Source organism: Streptomyces zingiberis, assembly GCF_012034935.1.
GTDB lineage: Bacteria > Actinomycetota > Actinomycetes > Streptomycetales > Streptomycetaceae > Streptomyces > Streptomyces zingiberis.
In genome coordinates this window covers 76,249-95,436 of record NZ_JAATEN010000023.1, presented here as the reverse complement: position 1 = coordinate 95,436, position 19,188 = coordinate 76,249, and the positions used below count along the sequence as shown (strand labels likewise).

Genomic DNA, 19,188 nt, shown 5'->3' with positions numbered 1-19,188 from the left:
CCTCTCGTATCGGGAGGGTCAGGCCGACGATGTGCGTAGCGCTGGGAGGGTGCGCAGGCGGGCGAAGGCGACGGCGAAGCCGAGGGCTTGGCCGACGGCGGCGACGGTGATGGCGTGTCCGAGCTGGGCGGGCGGCACGGCAGCGACGAGCAGGCCGGCGGCGGGGAAGGGCAGCAGGAGCAGCAGGACCGTCACGGCGAGGGTGCTGGCGAACACCTCGGGCGGGATCAGGCGGGAGCGCAGGGTACGGAAGACGACTGTGAGGCTGCCTTCGCCGGCCATCACGATGGCGATCAGCAGCAGGTAGCTGCGGTAGGTGTCGGCCTGGGCGACGGCGAACGTCGCTGCGGCTGCGACCGTGGCGGCCCCGGCGCCGACCGGCCACAGGCCCCAGCGGTCGATCGCGCGGCGGGAGGCGGTGATGGCGAGCAGGGAGGCGATGGCTGCGGCGGACCAGATGAGTCCGGCGTCCGCGCTGGAGTGGTCCAGCTCGGTGACGATGACAACCGGGACGGCTGCTTGCAGGAGGGCGATGGCTCCGTTGGAGACGACCAGGCCGCCCACCAGCCAGGCCAGGGCCGGCAGTGAACCCAGTGTTGCCCATCCCGCTCGCAGCCCTCGCTTCGCGGAAGCCACACCGGGCGGCGCGGTGCGTACGCGGGGGCCGAGGGCTGCGGCGAGGAGGGACAGGCTGGCGAGCGTGCCGAGCATGGCGGCCGGTCCGCCGTGCTCCAGCAGCAAGCCGGAGATTGCAGGCCCGGCCAGCGTGGCGGTCTGATCGATCCCCAGCAGGACGGACTGCACCCGGTGCGCCCTGTCGCCGGCCTTCCGGCTGGCCTCACTGCCGGCAGTTTCAGCCGCTACGAAACTGAACTCGGTGAGTACACCGGTCGAGGCGGCGAGCAGCATCACCGTGACCGTCGCAGCCGGCGTCCGGGTTTCAAGGACGGTGAGAACGGCGGCGGCGGCGAGCACGACCAGGGCCCGCGCCAGGCAGGCGGTACGGAAGACGCGGGCCGTGCCGTAGCGGTCGACGAGAGTGCCGGCCACCGTGAACGCCCCGATACGGGGGATCCACTCCAAGGCGAAGGCCAGCCCCGTAAGGGCCGCCGATCCGGTGGTGGCAAGGACGAGCAAGGGGATGCCGTAGGTGGTCATCGCGAACGCGGCGGCATCCGCCCCGCGCGGCAGATAAATCCTGCGCCTGAGGCTGGCGGTGGAACGCGCAGCCGCATCCGGCATCACGCGGCAACGCCGTGGTCGCCGCGGATCTGCTGGGGTTGGTGCGTGTGGATCCATTCGGCCAGCAGCCGGTGGACACGGCCGAGTTCGGCGTCGGCGCCGCCCTCCGTGGGGCGAGGATCCGCGGATGCCTCGCCCAGCAGGGCGAAGGTGCGGCGGATCCGCCCGGCGAAGTCGCAGATCGGCGCCGGGTAGTTGTTGCGCCGGGCCCAGCGGGCGGTCGCGTCGTAGAGGTCGGCAAGGTCTGCTCCGGCTGGGGTGAGCCCGAGGCCGGAATGCGAGCGGTCGAGGAGTCCGAATGCATCCGCCTCCTCGGTGGCCTGCCGGATCTGGTCCCTGGTGAGGTCGTTAAGGGTGCATGCCAGCGCGCGGGGCGGGATGGCCCCGTGGTCATCGATCTCGCTGATCAGGCGAATCAGGCCAGCCGACGACAGCGCCGTGCACGCGGCCTGCAACTGCTGGGGAGAGAGGGCGGGGATCACCGGCGGACTCCTCCGGCCAGCAGGGCGGGTATCGGGCGGGCCGGTGTGGCGTGGGAGAATAGGTCGCCGTTCTGCCAGGCCGGGCGATGGACGGGCTGGGTCTGCACAGCGGGTGCCGGCCGGGCGGAGGGGACCAAAAGCCGGGACGGGTGGCTGACCCACGTCCCAGGCGCGGTCATGGTGCTGGGATCCGGCCGGCCCCAGAGCGGGTGCCTCGGCGCATGGTCGACCGGTCGTCCGGCGGCCCACATGGACAGCGCGCCGAAGACGTGGCCGAGTCCGTCGCCGGACGGTGAGAGGCGGTAGGGCTGGCCCTTGCCCGCGGTCACCACGAGGCCGTCGTCGATGAGCTGGCGCAACGGGGGGTAGATGCTGGTCCAGTAGCCGTCGGGGATAACGAGGCGGGCCAGGGCCCGGGCGCTCGCCTCCTGGCGCGCCTTGAGTACCCAAAGGATCGCCGGGGCTTGTCTGCGGGTGAGGAGGGTGAGGCTGTCCTCGATCTGCTCGATCGCGGACAGCGGCTGCTCCGGCTGCTCCAGGTGTTCCTCGGCCCAGGCGGCGATCGCCGCCAGCACCGGCAGGAGCTGCCTGCCGCGCTGGGTGAGGCCGTAGGTGACGTAGTGGGCTGAGTGCTCGGTGCGCTCGAGGAGGCCGGCGTCGCACAGCGAGCGGATCTTGGGGTGCAGCTGGCCGCTGTGGAGGTACGGCAGTTTGGTCGCGACCTGCGTGTAACGCTGCGGAGGCTCGTTCAGGACCAGCAGGATCCGCACGTTCCAGCGCGGGGTGATCATGTGGAGGGCTTCGGTGACCCGGGCGATGTCGGCATCGGCGGCGGGCGGCAGACCGGTGGTGGCCAAAGGGGGAACTCCTGGGTGCAGACGGGCAGGGGCCCGATAGGTCAGCGGCTCGGGGCGGCGCTGGCGGCCGGTACGGGCGGAGTGGGAACGGCGGCAGCCGCACAGGCGGCAGGCGGCTTGGGAGCGTCGGTGCGGCCGAGGCTTTGCAGGACCGCTTGGGTGGTGGCGGCCTGGGTGTCGCGAACCGCGACGGCTTCAGCGAGGCGGCGGGCGCAGTCGACGATGTGCGACACCTCAAAGGTGCCGATCTGCCGCTCGGGGTGGATGAGCTGCTCAAGGCGTTCGCGGTGGACGGTGATGCTCTGCTCGGCGAAGGCGAGCGTGTGGTGGCTGGCGAGGAGGGCGGCGAGCATCCCGGGCGGCTGGTCCTGGGCGTGGGCTTCGAGGTCGTTCAGCGAAGCGCCGTACAACTCCTCAATCCGTGCGGCGATCTGGACGGACGTGGGGTGGGGCAATCGGCGGGGGCTTTCACGGTCGTCGGTCCCGGGCCGCCCCGGCACGCTGGGGTGCCGGGGCGGCGCTGGCAGGGGGCCGGGTGGTGATCGTCTGCTGGGTCGTGCGGGCCGGGTGGGTCCGCTGGCCGGGCGGCGGCATGGTGCGCAGCAGGTCGCCGAGGGCGGTGCGGTAGCCGTTGCGGGCATCCAGCGCTGCCTCCAGCCACCGCGCGTCCATCCGCAGCTGGTCCGCGGACAGCTCGTCCATGTCGCGCCCCGGTGCCATCGCCTCGTGCACGCGTTTGCAGATCCGGGTGACCTGTTCCTCGGCCAGGGCCAGGAACGAGCGGATCTCAAGCGCCCGGGTCAGCGCGGCGGAGGCGTCCGGGCCGGCGGCCGTCTCGTACAGCTCGGTGACCGGGGCGCCGAAGACTTCCCGGAGCCGGCCGTCTTGAGTGCAGGGCTTGTTGCGGACGTTCACCGCAGGACTCCCCGGCCGGTGGCGGGCGCCGTCGCGGGCCGGGCGGGCGCGCTGGTGGGCACAGCCGGGCCCCGGCGTGACCCACCATTGAGGCGGGCCAGACGCTCGGCAGCGAGGTCCTTCTTCCCCGGAGCGTCGGGGTCAAGGAGCCAGCGCACGACCAGGGCCCGTCCGTCACGCGTGGTCACGGCCGCATTGACGCGGTGAGCGAGGTCCAGCGTTGGGTCGTCGACCTCGCTGTGCTGCCTCTGAAGCGCGGCGAGGAGGTCGTCCTCGGCACGCCCGAGCGCCGCCTGGGACTCGGTGAGGAGCCCGTGCCACTTGACGATGTCGGTGGCTTCGGGGTTCGCGTCCGGCGCCGCGTCGACCGCGGCGGTCAGTTCGTCCATGCTCATCTCGAAGCGGCGCTCGATCTGTTCGGTGAGCACGCCCACGACATCCTCTATGCCGTCAGGCACAGAGAACTCCTTTCTAATAGGCATGGGAAATGCTGGCCCTCCATAGAGAGGAGCAGCGAAAGGGGACGGATCAACTCGTCTATCGCTGCGTAGAGTTGAGGGGGCTTTGCTCAGTCGAGGCACATGCGGACGTCGCGGTAGACGTAGGTGCCGGAAACCCAGCCCTTCACACCGGTGGTCTTGTCGGTGATGTAGTGCCAGTTCCCGCTGGTCTTGTGGACGGTGAACTTGTGACCGCGGTAGAGAATGCCCAGGCTGGTGGACTTCACTGACGCCTTGGAGCGGATGGTCACGGCCTTCGTGTGGACCGTGTAGGGCAGCGGCGGGCTGGTCCGACAACTGCTGGCGCTGGAGAGGGTCGCTGCGGTGGCGAAAGGTGTCGCACCGGCGGTGGGGGCGGACAGCAACGGCAGAGCGAGTGCGCCGAGCATCGCGGCGGATATCGCTATTCGGGTGGAGCGCATGCGGAAGTAACCTCCGTGCGGGGAATGGGAATGCTGAGAGAGGCGGACGGGGCTTTCGCCCCGTCGGCGGTATAAGAGTCCACGGATTCGCCGGTTTGGCTAACCGGCGATCGTCGGCTATGTTTCGCCCCGCTCAGCGGATTTGCCGGTCAGCGGTTTCGGCCTGGCGGGCGCTGCGCGGGAGCTGCCGGCACCGTGCCCGAGGGCTCCGTGGAGCGGGCCGTGAGCCGTACGGGCGGCAACGGCGCGGCCTCTCGGCCCAGCCGGTTGTGGCACCACTGAACTGCCTCGGCGACGGTGGCAAAGCCGCCCTCGCGCAGCGTGTGGGTCCCCGCCTCGGTGTCCGCTTCCTCGTGCAGCACACGGAACGGCGCGGGACTGCGCTCATCGAGTGCGCGAAGGACCACGACGGTGGTCACGTCGTCAGGGTCGTCCCGGGTGTAGCTGTGCAGGAGAGCGAAGTGATCCCCGTCGCCCATGAGCCGCTGCTCCAGCGCGCGGGTCGCTTCATCCGCAGGCGCGGTTCCCATGCCTGGCATGAGGCCGATGGCATCTGGTGGGCAGCCGCGGTGGATGAGCCAGGATTGCGCCATTGCGGGCAGGGGCAGTTCGGCGTGCTCGAAGCGGAACGTCCGTCGCTCCATGTCCCGCTGCAGGTGCAGGGCGACGAGCTGCGGTTCACCGGGGATGCCCCAGGTGACGGCGCCGTTGTGCAGGACGTAGTAGCTCTGCGCCCCGTCGGGGGTGTGGTGCTCGGCGAGTGCGGTGAGCATGTCCTGCTCTATCCCGATCGCGTGCGAGAACGCCTCCGCGGTCCGCTCGTCGGCGGCCTCGAAGTCGTCTAGCCGAAAGTCCAGTTCGGGCGGGGGCATAGGGCCTTTCGCTAGGTGGGCGGGGGTCAGCGGCGGCGCCCGGGGGCGGTCGGCCAGGCCCCGGGCCGGGCACTGGCCGGGGCAGCGGTCGGGGTCGGGCGGCGGCTGTCGGCCAGTGCGGCGCGGGCGGCGTCGGTCAAGGCGACCGGCTGGCCGGCGTGGACCGGATGGCTGGCGTCGCGGGAGACCAGGCCGGCCGCTTCGAGCCGCTGCAGGTGGGTGTACGGGATCCGGGTGCCGGAGGCGGTGACCACGGACATCCGGCCGGATACAAGATGCTCATGCAGCTTGGCGCCGCCGGCGATGGCCAGCAGCGCCGCCTGGTCCGCTGCCGGAAGCGGTCCGTGTCCGTCCGGCTGAGTGGCGCGTGCGGCGGTCTCGATCGGCTCCAGGGCTGCGATCACTCGGGCCGTGGCAGCGTCGCGTTCACCAGCGGCCTCCTCCAGCTGATGCACCGCGCGGTCGATCCGAGCGAGCAGCGCGGAGTCGACGGGGAACTCGCCGCTGGTGAGCCGGTACAGGAGTTGTCGGTGGAAGATGACGCTGCTCTCGGCCTTGACCAGCTCGCGGTGCCGGTCGACCAGGCGCGCGTGCGGCTCGTCGAGGACGCCGCGGTCGCGGTAGTCCCAGAGGGTGCCTATGTCGTGGCCGGTCGCGGCCTCAACGCGGCGGTCGAGTAGGGAGATGGCGCGCCGGGCTGTTCCCGGCGTGGGATCAGAGGACATAGGCGGCTGCTCCTGGTGTCAGCGGGCGTGGTGCGGCGAGGAAGCGCGGGCCGGGCCGGGCAGGCCCGGCATCGCGGAGGGCAGCGGTCCCGGCTTCGGCACGGGCCCGCGAGCGGTGAGCTGCGGGGAGCGGGCGCGGGCAGCGTGGGTGCGGGCGCTCAGGGGCCTGCGGGCCATGCCCAGACGTTGCCCGACGGTGTCGTAGACGTCGTTGCCCGCCCGTGGCCGGACGGCCACGACGTGGATGTCGTTGCGGTGCACGGACGTCGGCGGTGCGGGGCGCACGGCGTAGACGACCCGCCACTCCTTGCGGGAATCCACGAACAGCTTGCGGTAGCCCTCCAGGTCACCGGTCAGCTTGATCCCGAACCGCTCGGCGTTCACCACGTCCTGCAGGTACGCCAGCGTCAGGTCGCGAATGTCGCCGGGGGCCTGGAGAAGGTCGGTCAGGGCCCGGGGATCGAAGCTGAGGCCGAAAGCCGGCTGCCCCGCGCTCATGACGTCGGCTCGCCCGGCTCACCAGAGCCCGGTGTCCCGGTCTCGGTCGTATCCGTCTTCACCGTGCGGGCCGAGGGCGGCGGGCCGGGCAGGATCCGGTGCGCGGGCCTCTCCGGAGAGGTCATGCACGCCGACAGCGGACCACCGGGCGCCCGGATCGCCGCGATGGCGTGGGTGAGGAAGTCCCGGTGCCACACGAACAGCCCGCTCAGACCGGCTTCAGAGTCCTTGTGCTGCTGGTAGGCGAGCCACAGCGCGTGAAGCCACGCGACGACATCCTCGTGCTCCTGCCACTGCAGGCACCAGGGCGCCGCCGTGGTGACCTCGGCCCCATACACCGGCATCAGGAAGTCGTCGACCCAGTCGCTCAGGGTGTCCAGTTCGTCCTCGTACTCCTCGCCCTCCAGCTCCAGAATCGGGCGCGGCTCGGGCGGAACGGATGGAGCGGATCCGCCGAGTCCCGGCATGCCGAACGCGGCGAACGGTGACGGACCTGGAGTCGGCCCGGCGGCGAGGTGGTCGAGCTGCTGGGCCTGCTGGGCGGACTGCTCCATCAGCTTCCGGACCCTTGCCTCGATTCCTTCGAGGTGAGGATCCGGGATCCTTATCGGCTCCAACTCCCCATCACCATGGGTTTCTACGGATTCAGGCATGAAAAAGACGGGCCTCCTTGAAGCCGGGGAAGAAATGGGGAGGGGGGCGACCGACGTTGTGATGGCCGCCTGGGAGCACCCCAGCGACGGGCCGCTGGAAGGGCCCCCATAAGCACTTCAGTGAAACGGCCTTGATGACTCAGGCGGTCAGGACGACGTCATCCTGGGTGAGGGTCTGACGGACAGTCTCCGTGAGCCGGTCAGCCGCGATGGAGGCGTAGTGCTTGGTCTTCTCCACACCGATGAAGTCGCGGCCTTCCAGGAGCGCGGCGACGCCCGTGGAGCCGGAGCCGGCGCAGAAGTCGAGCACGGTACCGCCCGGCGGGGAGATCTTGACCAGCTCGCGCATCACCTCGACGGGCTTCTGTGTGATGTGCTGGCGCTTGGCACCCGATGGCTGCGAGGCGCTGTAGAGGCCCGGCAGATAGACGGCGTTACGGGATGCGTCGATCGGCCCGTTGGACGCCCAGACGATGAACTCGCAGTTCTGTGTGAACCGACCTTTCTGGGGCCTGGCCTGCGGCTTGTGCCAGGCCAGCACCCCGCGCCACAGCCAGCCGGCCGCCTGGATCGCGTCCGTGGTGATGGGCAGCTGGCGCCAGTCGGTGAACAGCAGCGCCGTCCCGCCGGTCTTCGTCAGCCGCTGGGCCTCTGTCATGATCTGCGTGAGCCAGAAGCCGTAGGAGCGCTGGTCCATGTTCTCGCCGGTGAAGTCGGCCAGGCCGTGACCGGCGTCGGCGGAGGTGTACTTCTGCTTTGCGCTGCGGGAGGTGCGCTCCTTCGCGGTCCGACCGCCGGAATTGTACGGCGGGTCGGTGATGACCGAGTCGACGCAGTCGTCCGGCAGGGTGGCGAGAACGCTCAGCGCGTCGCCGTGATGCAGGGAAAAAGGCAAAGAGGTACCCCGATTCCGGTGGGAGAGTGTGGGAAAACCCCCGTCGCGCACGCGGAACCCCGCGGGCATAACTCGGGCATGCAGAAGCCCAAGGCCACAGACCAGGGAAGAGCGAAGGGAGTCCAAAAACTGTAGAGGCATAACGCCGGTCAACCAAAAAGTGCACTGACAAGGGGTCGGAATCCGACCCCTCACGCCGACTTTTTGGTCGACCGGCGATCCGGGCCTACAGTTTTTCAACCGCCCGGCGCACACCGCCGCTGGCCCATCCCCACCACGCCTCGCGGAGGTTTCCCCTGCCCCGGCATACCTAGCTCACGGCCCGGCCCGTTCAGCGAGCGGCAACTCGCCCGCGCCGGCCCGCCCCCATCGCCCACCGCCGGCCTGCCGCGTTCCCTTCCACCACGCCTCGCGTACGCGGCAGTCCGGCACCGCACCCCGAAGGACACGTCCATGACGCCTCGTTCCCCGTCCCTGCCCCGCAACGGCGCCCCGCGAGCGGGCCGCACCGGTTGAAGGCGCTCGCCGCCGGTATCGGCGTCGTCTTCCTCTCCCCCTTCCTCCTCGGCGGCGCGGCCATGATGATGGCCTCCTCCAGCGAAGCCGCCCAGGCCAGCAGCAGCGCGTTCCAATGCATGACCGACCTGGACACCGACGCTGTCGCCGATCAGGTCACCAAGATCCTCGACGGCGCCTCCGCCAAGGACGTCCACATCGAGGGCCTCACCCTGCCCGCTGAGCAGATCCCCAACGCTCAGACCATCGTCGCCACCGGCATCAGCCTCGACGTGCCGAAGAAGGGCCAGATCATCGCGCTCGCCACCGCGATGCAGGAGTCCCGGCTGCGCAACCTCGGTGCCGGGGACCGCGACTCGCTGGGTCTGTTCCAGCAACGCCCCAGCCAGGGGTGGGGCACCGCTGAGGAGATCCACGACCCGGTCTACGCCTCCGAGCAGTTCTACAAGCACTTGCTGAAGGTCGACGGCTGGCAGCAGATGACCCTCACTCAGGCGGCTCAGGCCGTGCAGAGGTCCGGCTATCCGGACGCGTACGCGCAGTGGGAACCGCTGGCGACCGCGCTGCAGAAGGCCATCGCCGCAACCTTCCCCGGCGCCGGCAAGGACCGTGCCGGCAAGAGCACTGAGGCCACCCCCTCGACGTCCGCCTGCAGCACCGACGACGGTTCCTCGTTCGGTCCGATCCCCGAAGGCGCCGTCCCGAAGGGCTACAAGATCCCCGCGGGGACCGACCCGCGGGCTCGCAAGGCGATCGTCTGGGCGATGCAGCAGCTCGGCACGATGTATCAGTGGGGCGGCAGCTGCACCGCGCCGCATGGCCCCGACCCGATGGGCCGCTGCGACTGCAGCTCGCTGATGCAGCAGGCATACGCCCACGCCGGCATCCAGCTCACCCGGACCACGTACACGCAGGTCAACGAGGGCAAGGCCGTCTCCGCGAAGGCTCTCAAGCCCGGCGACCTGCTCTTCAGCCGCGGCAGTGCCGCACGCCCCGAGCACGTCGGCATGTACCTCGGCGAGGGCCTCGTCATCGAGGCCCCGCGCACATCCAAGCCCGTCCGGATCACCGCGATCAAGGACTGGGACGTCCTCGCCGCGCGCCGCGTCGTCTGACACCAGCCCTTCTCGCACCCGTCACGCCCTCCCCTTTCCTCTCTCGTCCCCTCTGCCGGGCCCTTTGGCCTGCGCACGCAAGGAGCCTCGTCATCCCCATGACCCCACTCGCCGACCGCTTCATCCAGCTCGCCTACGACCCGGGCATCTCCCCCAAGGGAGGCGGCCTGCCGGGCCTGTCGGTGCTGAAGAACGTCGTCAACAGCATCAACCTCTTCGGCATCGTGGCCGTCGTCGGCGCGCTCGCCGTCTCCCTCGGCGTCTGGGCATGGGGCCACCACTCCGGTGGCCACCAGGCCGAGGCGAACGGGAAGAAGGGCGCGGTCGTCGCGGCCGGCGCCGCACTCGGCCTCGGTGCCGCCAACGGCATCGTCGCGTTCTTCTCCGCGCTCGGCTCCCAGGTCCGCTGATGCGCACGGGCCTCTTCTCCCCGTCGGGATACGGCGTGGGCTGGTCTGCACGCCGCCGCCTCACCCTGGTCGCGATCGCCCTGGCCTGCCTGCTCGCCATCGCCGGCGCGACCGCCTACTTCACCGGCCACGGCCAACAGCGACACCCCTCCTCCAGCAGCCCCGCAGCGTCCTCATCACCGAGTACGGCGCCGACGGGCGGTACGCAGAAACCGAAAGCTAAGACAGGGTCGGTTCCCCAGCCGCCGCGGATCTCCGATCCCCTCGCGTTCGCCCAGGCCGCCGCGGCGATGCTCTGGTCCTACGACACCCGCACCACCAGCCACGAGCAGCAGCTCGCCGGCATGCAGGCGTGGATGACGAAGGAGAGCGAGTACGGCGACTGGGCGTCGGTCTCCGTGCAGATGCCGGATCCGACGCTGTGGTCGCGGATGGCCGATCAGAAGCAGTACGCCACCGCGACCATCGCCGAGGGCCATTACCCGGCCGCGTTCAAGCAGGCCCTGGCCGATGACCCTTCGGCGATCACCAAGGCGTACATCTACGCCGTGACCGTCACCGGCAAGCAGACGCTCGCCTGGGCCGAGGGCGGCCAGGGGGCGGAGGACCGCTCCATCACCCTCGCCGTGCAGTGCCGCCCCTCGGCCGACTGCTCACTCGTCGCCATCGCCCCGCGCGTCGCGCCCTGACCGATAGGAGTCCTCCATGGGGTTTTGTGACCTCCCCCTCGCGGACACCGTCTGCACGGTCGGCGAAGCCGTGGATTTCGCCTCCGACCCCGGCAAGGCGATCGGCGACTGGATGGCCAAGAGCGCCGGCGAACTCGCCGCCGCCACCGCCGACCTCGCCTCCAAGGCCGTCGACGTCACCACCCGCGTCGACCTCAACGCGGCGTGGTTCCGCGACAACTACGAGACCATCCTCCCCATCGGCCTGGTCGTTCTCGTGGCCACGTTCTGCGCCCAGCTCGTCCGCGCCGCGATCAGACGCGACGGACAGGCCCTGAGGCAGGCGTTCACCGGCACCGCATCCGGCGTGATCTTCGCCTTCGCCGCCATCGCCCTGACCACCGTCGCGATCGAAGTGGTCGACGCCCTGTCCGCCGGACTGTTCCAGGCCGCGAACACCGACATCGCCACCGCGGTCCGCCGCATCGTCAAGGTCAACCAGCTTCCCGGACTCGCCGGACTCGGCTGGCTCGTCGCCGTGTTCGCCGCCCTGGGAGCCTCCATCGGCGCCGTCCTGTACTGGTGCGTGATGATGGTGCGCAAGGTCGGCATTCTCGTACTCGTCACCCTGGCCGTGTTCGCCGGCGCCGGCGGCGGCTGGGAAGTCGCACGCCGCTGGCGCAAGGGCTGGGTCGAGGCCACCGCCACCCTCATCGTCTCCAAGCTCCTGATGACCATCATCTTCGTGCTCGGGATCGCCGCCATGGGCAAGACCGAGGCGAAGGACGGCCTCGGCGCGCTCGCCGACGTCCTCGCCGGCATCGTGATCATGATCCTCGTTCTGCTGTGCCCGTACGCGACCTTCAAGTTCGTCCACTGGGCGGCCGAAGGGTCCGACGGAGAAACCCTTCACCGGGCCGGCGGCGCCGGTGCCCAGCTCGCCAAGCAGCACGCCGAGCGTGCCGGGAAGAAGGCAGCCGCGATGGCGGCCACCGCCGGGACCGGCGGCGCAGCAGCCGGAGCCGGTGCGGCCCCGCAGGGTCCGGACACCATTCCAGGTGGCGGTTTCCCTGGCGACATCGCATCCAGTCCGGCAGGCCAGGCAGGTTCCCAGAGCGGCGGGAGCGGTGCCTCGCCCGGGGGCGGCGCCGTCAAGTCCGGCCTGGAGAAGGCTGTACAGCCGCCGCCGACCAGCGTCACGGACGACACAAGCGGCCAGGTGGGCGGCGCCCCGGGTACGGGCGGTCCCGGATCGGGCGTTGCAGCAGACCAAGCCGGCGGATGGCGGTCAGCCCTGCCGACCACGAGCCCTCCGCCGCAGGGGGCCCCGCCGTCCTCCGGCACGCAGAGCGCCGGGAGCAGCGGCACGGGATCCCCGCCGCCGCCCCCGACCGGCCTCTGACCATCTGACCGATTCCCCGGGGGCGGGACGTGCCCGTCGCCTTCTCGCCCCCGGGCCTCGCCCGCGCCCTCCAGGACCAGCCCCTTGTCTGCTCTCTCCGTCGCCCCGGTCACGGTGAAATTCCCGCACCGCTCCCGCCGCGGCATCCTCCTCGGCCTCTCTCTCCCGCAACTCATCCTCGTATCAGGCGCGTTGGCGCTTGCGCTGGTGACGGTCGTCTCCACGGGTCTCCTTGGCGTCATCGCGCTGACCCCGCTGTGGGCGGCGGTCGCCGCAGCCGTCGCGATCCGTCGGCACGGCCGCTCCCTCATTGACTGGGCGCCGATCGTCGCCCGCTACGCCAACCGCCGCCGCACCGGGCAGACCCTCTATCTCGCCCGGCCCGTCACCCGGCCCCGCCAGGACGGCCTTCTCCACCTGCCCGGCACCGCCGCCGCCCTCAAAGTCGTCACCCCCGGCGACTCCGCCAACGGCGCCGCCGCCGTCCACGACCCGCACCAACAGACCCTCACCGCCATCGCCCGCGTCACCAGCCGGGCCTTCGCCCTGCTCGACCCTGCAACGCAGAACCACAACGTGAACGGCTGGGGGCGTGCGCTGGCGGGCATCGCCCGCACCGGGCACGTCGCCACCGTGCAGGTCCTGGAACGCACCGTCCCCGACTCCGGCGACACCCTCACCCGCCGCTGGGCCCAGCACGGCCAGCCGCAGACACCCGTCGCCGGGCAGATCTACTCCGAACTCGTCGCCTCCGCCGGCCCCGCCGCCGCCCCGCACGAGACCTACCTCGCCATCTCCCTCGACCTCAAAGCCGCCAAGCGGCTGATCTCGCAGGCCGGAGGCGGGCTTCCGGGCGCGTTCACCGTCATGGAGCAGACCACCGCCTCCATCGCCCAGGCCGCCCGCAACGCCGGCCTCATGGTCACCGGATGGCTGAGCGCCCGGGAGATCGCCGCCGTCATCCGCACCGCCTACGACCCCAGGGCTCTCGCCGCACTCCAACAGTGGTCCCCCACCGGCCGCGCCGAAGCGGACCCCGCAGCCGCCGGGCCCGTCGTACAGGTCGAGGAGTACGACCGGCTCGCCACCGACACCGCCCGCCACGCCACGTACTGGGTGGAGAACTGGCCGCGGACCGAGATGGGGGCCGGGTTCCTGCACGGGATCATGTTCACCGCCGGCGTCCGCCGCAGCCTGTCCCTTGTCTACGTGCCGCAGGGGCTGGAGTCCGCGCTGCGGGACGTCCAGCGCAAGAAGGCCGCGATCATCGCCGACGCCAACGAACGCGCCCGCCGCGGCCAGGTCGACAGCGAGGAAGACTCCGTCGAGTACGCCGACGTCAAACAGCGCGAGCGCCAGCTCATCGCCGGGCACGCCGACGTCGCCCTGACCGGCCTGGTCACCGTCACCGCCGACACCGACGCCCTCCTGGACGCGGCCTGCGCACAGATCGAGACCGCCGCCGTCACCGCCGGCGTGGACCTGCGCCGCCTCAACTACCAGCAGCCAGACGCCTTCGCCCTCGCCGCGCTGCCCCTCGCCAGAACCGCTCTGTAACCCCCCTTCCAGACTCCGGGACATGCGCTGACATCCATCAACGACACCGATGAGCTCAGACGCGAACTGCGCGTCCTGCTCACCTCCTGCCAGGAACTGGCCGCCCGCCACCGCGCCACGCTCGACCAGTTCCGCGACAGCGACGGCAACGTCACCGAGGAGAAGTACGCCGACTATGACGAGGCCAGGATCAGTACGGCCCTTGAGGCCAGCGACCGGTTCGACACGGTGCTCGAACGCCTCGCCGACCTGGTAGGCCCGCCGACTCCCCGTGCGTTCACGCTCACCTTCGCCGGACGCGAGCGGCACGACGGCCAGGCTCCGACGAGCTTCGTCGTCAACGCCGCCAACCTCGACGACGCTGCCCGCATACTGGCCGGCCTCCCGAACTGGCACGAGTGGTACCAAGCCGACGCCGCATGCTCCGAGGGAGGAGCGGACGTCATCTCCATGCCGGAGCAGAGCCATGTTGGCCTGCCTTCCTCGGACCACTTCGTCGACCTTCGCGGCGAACAGCGCCCGCGCCCGTCCCCGGCCAACGCCACAATGCCCTCCGCCGCATGCCCCGCCGCCCCCGTCACCGGTCCACGACCGGCCCCTGCCCCCGCCTCTCCGGCGGCAAGGACCCCCATTGACCCGACCCCGCGCCACTGACCTCGACGCGCACCCCTACCTTCGCGCCGCCAGCGCCGGAGTGCGCCATCACAGCCGGGCCCTGGCCCGGTCAGCACCCGCCTGCCCAGCGCCGGTGGATCGCGTGCACCTCGACGTGCTGCACGCCCACCTCACCGTCCTGCACCAGCTCCTCGACCAGCTCGCCGAATCCGCCCGCCCCCCGCATCCCGCCGCAGGCCGCCACCTCGCCGCCGCACACACCCGTTTGTGGCAGGCAACCGCCGCCGTGCACGACGCCTTCCACCTCCTGCCCGCCTCGGCGGACGCCACCGAGTGTCATCCGGAACGGCTCCCGGAGGGACCGCCGGTCCTCACCATCTGCCAGCGCCACCTGGCCGCCGGACACATCGTCCGCCGCAAGACCACCCCCACCGATCTCAACCGCACGCACACCACCGCATGCGTGCGATGAACACCACCCGCCGAATGGAGGGCCTCTGATGAGCCACCGGCCCGACCGTCGCGCCCACCGCGCCTCCGCCAGCCCGGTGTTCACCCCCCACGGCACCGACCGCGCTGCCCGCCGCGCGGCCCGGCGGCAGCTCACGGAGGCCGCGGCCAAGGCCCGCGCCGAAGCCAGCGCCCACCCGGCAAGCCCGAGCGCATCCGAGCACGACATGCCCACCGCCCTCTACCCGCCGACCGGGCGGCCCGGACCTGCCTCCGCCCGCGGCAACCGGCTGAAACTGCCGGCCCACCGCATGACCACCGCCATCGCCGCGGGCGCGTACCCGTTCCTCGCCGAAGGAGGGCTCGGCGCCGAGGGCATCTACATCGGCCGCGACGTCCACGCCGAAGCCTCCTTCGTCTTCGACCCGTTCGCCCTGTACGGCAAAGTCGAGGGCTTCACCAACCCCAACCTCCTGCTCGCCGGCGTCATCGGCCAGGGCAAGTCCGCGCTGGCCAAGAGCTTCGCCCTCCGGTCGATCGCCTTCGGCTACCGCATCTACGTCCCCTGCGACCCCAAGGGCGAGTGGACGCCGGTCGCCGACGCCCTGGGCGGCACCTCCGTCGCCCTCGGCCCCGGACTGCCCGGCAGGCTCAACCCGCTGGACGCAGCCCCCCGGCCCGCCTCCGTCGCCGAAGCCGACTGGGTCGGAGAGATCCGCAAGCGCCGCCTCCTGCTGCTCGGATCGCTGGCCCGGACCATTCTCGGCCGGGACCTGCTGCCGATGGAGCACACGGCTCTCGACGTCGCCCTGGACGTCGTCGTCACCCGCGCCGCCGACACAGGCCGCACGCCGCTCCTCGGCGACGTCGCCGCCGCGCTCAACAACCCCGCCCAGCTCGACAAGGCTGCCGGGATGATGTCGGGGCGCCTCGGTGAGGCTGCCCGCGACCTCGCCCACGCCATGCGCCGCCTGGTCCACGGCGACCTCGCCGGCATGTTCGACGCCCCCTCCACCGTCGCCTTCGACCCAGGCAGCCCGATGCTCACCATCGACCTCTCCCGGCTCGGCGGGTCCGGCGACGACACCGCCCTCGTCCTCGCCATGACCTGTGCCTCCGCCTGGATGGAGTCCGCCCTCACCGACCCGAACGGCGGCCGGCGCTGGATCGTCTACGACGAGGCATGGCGCCTGATGCGCCACCCCGGCCTGCTGCAGCGCATGCAGGCCCAGTGGAAGCTCTCCCGCGGCCTGGGCATCGCGAACCTCATGGTCATCCACCGGCTCTCCGACCTGCTCACCGCCGGCGACGCCGGCTCCCAGGGCCGCGCCCTGGCCGAGGGCCTGCTGGCCGACTGCTCCACCCGCATCATCTACCGGCAGGAGACCGACCAACTCCACGCCGCGGCCTCCCTGCTGGGACTTACCTCGGTCGAGACCGACGCCATCGCCCACCTCAACAGAGGACGGGGCCTGTGGAAGGTCGCCGGCCGGTCCTTCATCGTCCAGCACCTCCTCCACCCGCACGAGCTGCAGCTGTTCGACACCGACGCCCGCATGCACTGAAACTCCCGCGAGTTCCGGCGGCCCACCACCCCAGACGATCAATCAGTTAGGAGCACACCATCCAGTTCCATCCGACCATCCTGCTCTTCCCCGCACTCGACGAGGACGACCTCAACGCCCTCGCCGAGGACATCAAGGAGCAGGGCCTGCTGTACCCGGTCGTGCTGGACCGCAGCGGCCGAGTCATCGACGGACGCAACCGTCTGAAGGCATGCGAGATCGCCGGCGTCGAACCCGCGTACACCACATACGACGGTGACGACCCCGACCGCTACGCCCTGTCGGCAAACGTCCACCGACGCAATCTGACCAAGGGCCAGATCGCGATGATCACAGCCAAAGCCTGTTCACTGAGTGAACAGAGCGGCCGTTCACCGAGTGAACAGTCCTCCCGTTCACTGAGTGAACAGCTGGGCATCTCGCTGGGCACCATAGGCAAGGCGAATGTCGTGCTCCAGCACGCGCCCGACCTCGTGGACCCGGTCATCAGCGGCGCCACCGGGCTGAACGAGGCGTACGCCGTCGCCCAGGAGAACAAGGCCAAGGCCAACAGCGCCGAGGTCCAGCTCGCCCGGCTGCGGGAGGAGGATCCCGAGCTCGCCGACCGGGTCGTCGAGGGCGACCTGACCCTGGCCGGCGCGTGGGCGGAGCGCACCGAACGCGTGGAGGAGGACAAGCGGCAGCGCCGGGTGGCCACCCGTCTGCTGGACGAGGTCGTACCGCCGCTCGCCCAGGCCCGCGGAACCCGGACGTTCAGCCGCTACGACCCCCAGTACGCCAGCGGAACCCCCATCACCCGCGAAACCATCGCCCACGCCATGACGGCGCTGACCGAGATGGACCAGGTCTGGCAGGAGCGTGACCTGCCGTGACGACCACCGCCGAGATACGGCTGCGGCACATCGTTGAGCAGACCGCGCTCAAGCTCACCGACGCCGACGGCCGATTCCACAAGCGCCAGCTCACCGACGCGGTACGCGAGCAGATCGCGCGCGAAGACCTCGACCCGCACGTCAAGGCCGCCGCCCTGGACAAACTTGCCCAAAGCCTCGTCACCGGGTTCGGCGAACAGCGCAACCCCCGCCGCCACAGCCGAACCGGCCGCTTCTTCCACCCCGAGTTCGTCTTCAAGCTGGGCAACGGCGTCTGGGTCTGGATGAACCGCGCCACCGACTCCGACGTCGTGCAATGGCGCCGACTGTCGAGGAATAACCGAACGCGCGTCGACCAGGCGGACAACGAGATACAGGACTACGCGGACGAAGTCCTCGACGCCTTCCGCGCCCATCGCGACGTCGTCTACCTCGGAGACCTGGAACGCGTGGTCTTCGGCTGGACCGAAGACAACGCCGAAAAGGGCGACTTGTTCGGATCGTGACCCCCACGAACTGCGGGCCTGGGCGTCCCGGGCGGCCAGCAGCAAACCCACGGACCACCGGCAAGACGTCCTGGACTGCCGTCTCCCGCCCCACCCACCCCGGCGGCTTCACGAGGGTTGGCCCGATGACGGCCCGCTTCGCCGTTCGCAAGGGGCAGCGTGCTCTACCTCGGCACTCCCTCAGGGCCTGAGGTGCGGGCAGCGATGAGCGCCGGACGGCTGGGCTGCATGACGACTCCGGCCCAAGGCAGCCGCATCCCGGACGGCGCCCTGTATGCCTGCGACAACTCGAAGTTCGGCAGCGACGGCAAGGGCCGCTACTGGCCAGGCGCCGATGCGTGGTTCGCCTGGCTGAGCCGGACCGTGGAGCGCTACGGGCCGGACCGCTGTCTGTGGGCGCTCGCCCCGGACCAGCCGTTCGACGCTGCCGGCACCCTCACCGAGTCCCTGCCGTGGCTGGCCCTTATCCGCGAGCTGGGCGTCCCGGCGGCCTACGCGGCCCAAGACGGCTGTGATGCACCCGGGTTGCTGCCGTGGGACGCGTTCGACGTTCTGTTCCTGGCCGGATCAACCCAGTGGAAGCTCGGCCCGGTCGCCGAGCGGCTGTCTCGCGAGGCGAAGGCCCGCGGCAAGAACGTGCACATGGGCCGCGTCAATTCGCGGATACGCCTGGGCATCGCCGAGTGGTTCGGCTGCGACACCGCCGACGGCACCTACCTGGCGTACGGGCCCGACAAGAACCTGCCCCGGCTCCTGAGATGGCTCGACGAACTCGACGGCCGCCCCTCCCTGGTCGGCGGCACGGAAGCTTTCGGCCCGCCCGGTTCAGTGCCGGCAACTCCATCCCCGCCCACGGTAGCAAGCAAGGCCGCCCCCGTGATGCCGGTACCACGAGGTTCACGTGTCCGACCCCGCTGAACAGTCCCTGCCGCACCGGTTGCAGCAGTTGTCCCTCGAACTGCGCAGCGCCAGTGAGTATCTCGAACTGCTCGACGGCACCGGCCACGTCCCCGACCCCCTGCCCGTGCACACACTGCTCCAGCACACGGTCACCGCCCAGCGCCTCTCCGCCCGTACGGCACTGCTGGCCGACGAGTTCGTCGCCCACATCCGTGCCAGGCCCTCCGAGTACCTGTCCAAGGGCCTGATGGAGCTGGTCACCGCCGCCACCCACACCTGCGCAGCCGCGAGTCTGTTCGCCCAGACCGCGCACACTGCGGCATCTCCCCAGCCCACCCCGGGGACGCCAGACGCAGAGAGCCGGAACTGGCGGACAGTCCTGGACCATGCCACGGGCCGACGCGAACTGCGCCGTGCCTATGAAGCCGTCCACGCCGCCGGACGTCACCTGAAGACACACCGCGACGTGGAGCGCTTCGTCGCCGGCCTGCGTGCCCCGGCCCCTCGCACACCTCAGTCCTCCGCGCCCCGCACGACACCACGTCCCTGAC

23 protein-coding genes are annotated in these 19,188 nt (G+C 70.8%); 11 read left to right on the top strand and 12 right to left on the bottom strand.

The annotated features are described in order from the left end of the window. Positions 1 to 18: 18 nt before the first annotated feature. The 12 genes from HCK00_RS23240 to HCK00_RS23185 all read right to left on the bottom strand — a co-directional run bounded on the left by HCK00_RS23240 (position 19) and on the right by HCK00_RS23185 (position 8,061). The gene (locus HCK00_RS23240) at positions 19 to 1,242 is read right to left on the bottom strand and encodes an MFS transporter (protein WP_277348292.1); all 1,224 of its coding nucleotides are present in this window, start codon (positions 1,240 to 1,242) and stop codon (positions 19 to 21) included. After that, positions 1,242 to 1,724, bottom strand: coding sequence for a hypothetical protein (locus HCK00_RS23235; protein ID WP_168103970.1), 483 nt, complete (start codon positions 1,722 to 1,724; stop codon positions 1,242 to 1,244). The genes HCK00_RS23240 and HCK00_RS23235 overlap by 1 nt, the downstream gene beginning before the upstream one ends. Then, positions 1,721 to 2,581: a winged helix-turn-helix transcriptional regulator gene (locus tag HCK00_RS23230; RefSeq protein WP_168103969.1), complete on the bottom strand. Its 861-nt coding sequence runs from the start codon at positions 2,579 to 2,581 to the stop codon at positions 1,721 to 1,723. The genes HCK00_RS23235 and HCK00_RS23230 overlap by 4 nt, the downstream gene beginning before the upstream one ends. 41 nt (positions 2,582 to 2,622) lie before the next feature. Further along, a complete protein-coding gene (locus HCK00_RS23225) occupies positions 2,623 to 2,991 on the bottom strand; it encodes a hypothetical protein (RefSeq protein WP_375781998.1) in 369 nt (122 codons plus the stop codon). A gap of 58 nt (positions 2,992 to 3,049) precedes the next feature. Continuing rightward, positions 3,050 to 3,496: a hypothetical protein gene (locus HCK00_RS23220; protein WP_168103967.1), complete on the bottom strand. Its 447-nt coding sequence runs from the start codon at positions 3,494 to 3,496 to the stop codon at positions 3,050 to 3,052. Next, positions 3,493 to 3,978 carry a hypothetical protein gene (locus HCK00_RS23215; RefSeq protein WP_168103966.1) on the bottom strand — a complete coding sequence of 162 codons (486 nt, stop codon included), beginning with the start codon at positions 3,976 to 3,978 and terminating at the stop codon, positions 3,493 to 3,495. The genes HCK00_RS23220 and HCK00_RS23215 overlap by 4 nt, the downstream gene beginning before the upstream one ends. An 86-nt stretch (positions 3,979 to 4,064) precedes the next feature. After that, positions 4,065 to 4,418: an SH3 domain-containing protein gene (locus HCK00_RS23210; protein WP_240966031.1), complete on the bottom strand. Its 354-nt coding sequence runs from the start codon at positions 4,416 to 4,418 to the stop codon at positions 4,065 to 4,067. A gap of 149 nt (positions 4,419 to 4,567) precedes the next feature. Beyond that, positions 4,568 to 5,290: a hypothetical protein gene (locus HCK00_RS23205; RefSeq protein WP_168103965.1), complete on the bottom strand. Its 723-nt coding sequence runs from the start codon at positions 5,288 to 5,290 to the stop codon at positions 4,568 to 4,570. A gap of 26 nt (positions 5,291 to 5,316) precedes the next feature. Next, positions 5,317 to 6,015, bottom strand: a complete 699-nt coding sequence (locus tag HCK00_RS23200; RefSeq protein ID WP_168103964.1) for a hypothetical protein — start codon at positions 6,013 to 6,015, stop codon at positions 5,317 to 5,319. 18 nt (positions 6,016 to 6,033) lie between these two features. Further along, the gene (locus tag HCK00_RS23195) at positions 6,034 to 6,513 is read right to left on the bottom strand and encodes a hypothetical protein (RefSeq protein WP_168103963.1); all 480 of its coding nucleotides are present in this window, start codon (positions 6,511 to 6,513) and stop codon (positions 6,034 to 6,036) included. Further along, a complete protein-coding gene (locus HCK00_RS23190) occupies positions 6,510 to 7,067 on the bottom strand; it encodes a DUF4913 domain-containing protein (protein ID WP_168103962.1) in 558 nt (185 codons plus the stop codon). Before HCK00_RS23190 ends, HCK00_RS23195 begins: the two co-directional genes overlap by 4 nt. Before the next feature lie 238 nt (positions 7,068 to 7,305). Beyond that, positions 7,306 to 8,061: a DNA-methyltransferase gene (locus tag HCK00_RS23185; RefSeq protein ID WP_168103961.1), complete on the bottom strand. Its 756-nt coding sequence runs from the start codon at positions 8,059 to 8,061 to the stop codon at positions 7,306 to 7,308. 512 nt (positions 8,062 to 8,573) lie between these two features. Here HCK00_RS23185 and HCK00_RS23180 point away from each other — a divergent pair. The 11 genes from HCK00_RS23180 to HCK00_RS23130 all read left to right on the top strand — a co-directional run bounded on the left by HCK00_RS23180 (position 8,574) and on the right by HCK00_RS23130 (position 19,187). After that, the gene (locus HCK00_RS23180) at positions 8,574 to 9,692 is read left to right on the top strand and encodes a C40 family peptidase (RefSeq protein WP_168103960.1); all 1,119 of its coding nucleotides are present in this window, start codon (positions 8,574 to 8,576) and stop codon (positions 9,690 to 9,692) included. Positions 9,693 to 9,790: 98 nt separating this feature from the next. After that, entirely contained in the window at positions 9,791 to 10,102 is a 312-nt protein-coding gene (locus HCK00_RS23175; RefSeq protein ID WP_206320777.1) for a DUF6112 family protein, read from the top strand. Continuing rightward, positions 10,102 to 10,791 (top strand): hypothetical protein, encoded by a 690-nt coding sequence (locus HCK00_RS23170; protein WP_168103959.1) that lies wholly within the window; start codon positions 10,102 to 10,104, stop codon positions 10,789 to 10,791. The genes HCK00_RS23175 and HCK00_RS23170 overlap by 1 nt, the downstream gene beginning before the upstream one ends. Before the next feature lie 16 nt (positions 10,792 to 10,807). Next, positions 10,808 to 12,172, top strand: coding sequence for an SCO6881 family protein (locus HCK00_RS23165; protein WP_168103958.1), 1,365 nt, complete (start codon positions 10,808 to 10,810; stop codon positions 12,170 to 12,172). 84 nt (positions 12,173 to 12,256) lie between these two features. Continuing rightward, positions 12,257 to 13,729, top strand: a complete 1,473-nt coding sequence (locus HCK00_RS23160; protein ID WP_168103957.1) for an SCO6880 family protein — start codon at positions 12,257 to 12,259, stop codon at positions 13,727 to 13,729. A 631-nt stretch (positions 13,730 to 14,360) separates the two neighbouring features. Then, complete coding sequence (locus tag HCK00_RS23155) at positions 14,361 to 14,816, top strand: DUF6238 family protein (protein ID WP_168103956.1); 456 nt, start codon at positions 14,361 to 14,363, stop codon at positions 14,814 to 14,816. Positions 14,817 to 14,844: 28 nt separating this feature from the next. Next, complete coding sequence (locus tag HCK00_RS23150; protein ID WP_168103955.1) at positions 14,845 to 16,359, top strand: VirB4 family type IV secretion system protein; 1,515 nt, start codon at positions 14,845 to 14,847, stop codon at positions 16,357 to 16,359. Between the two features lie 161 nt (positions 16,360 to 16,520). Further along, on the top strand, positions 16,521 to 17,231 hold the full coding sequence (locus HCK00_RS23145) for a ParB/RepB/Spo0J family partition protein (RefSeq protein WP_446459021.1): 711 nt from the start codon (positions 16,521 to 16,523) through the stop codon (positions 17,229 to 17,231). Next, positions 17,228 to 17,737: a hypothetical protein gene (locus HCK00_RS23140; protein ID WP_168103954.1), complete on the top strand. Its 510-nt coding sequence runs from the start codon at positions 17,228 to 17,230 to the stop codon at positions 17,735 to 17,737. Before HCK00_RS23145 ends, HCK00_RS23140 begins: the two co-directional genes overlap by 4 nt. 228 nt (positions 17,738 to 17,965) lie before the next feature. Beyond that, a complete protein-coding gene (locus HCK00_RS23135; protein WP_240966030.1) occupies positions 17,966 to 18,655 on the top strand; it encodes a hypothetical protein in 690 nt (229 codons plus the stop codon). After that, entirely contained in the window at positions 18,639 to 19,187 is a 549-nt protein-coding gene (locus HCK00_RS23130; protein ID WP_168103952.1) for a hypothetical protein, read from the top strand. The genes HCK00_RS23135 and HCK00_RS23130 overlap by 17 nt, the downstream gene beginning before the upstream one ends. The last annotated feature ends 1 nt before the right edge of the window (position 19,188 follow it).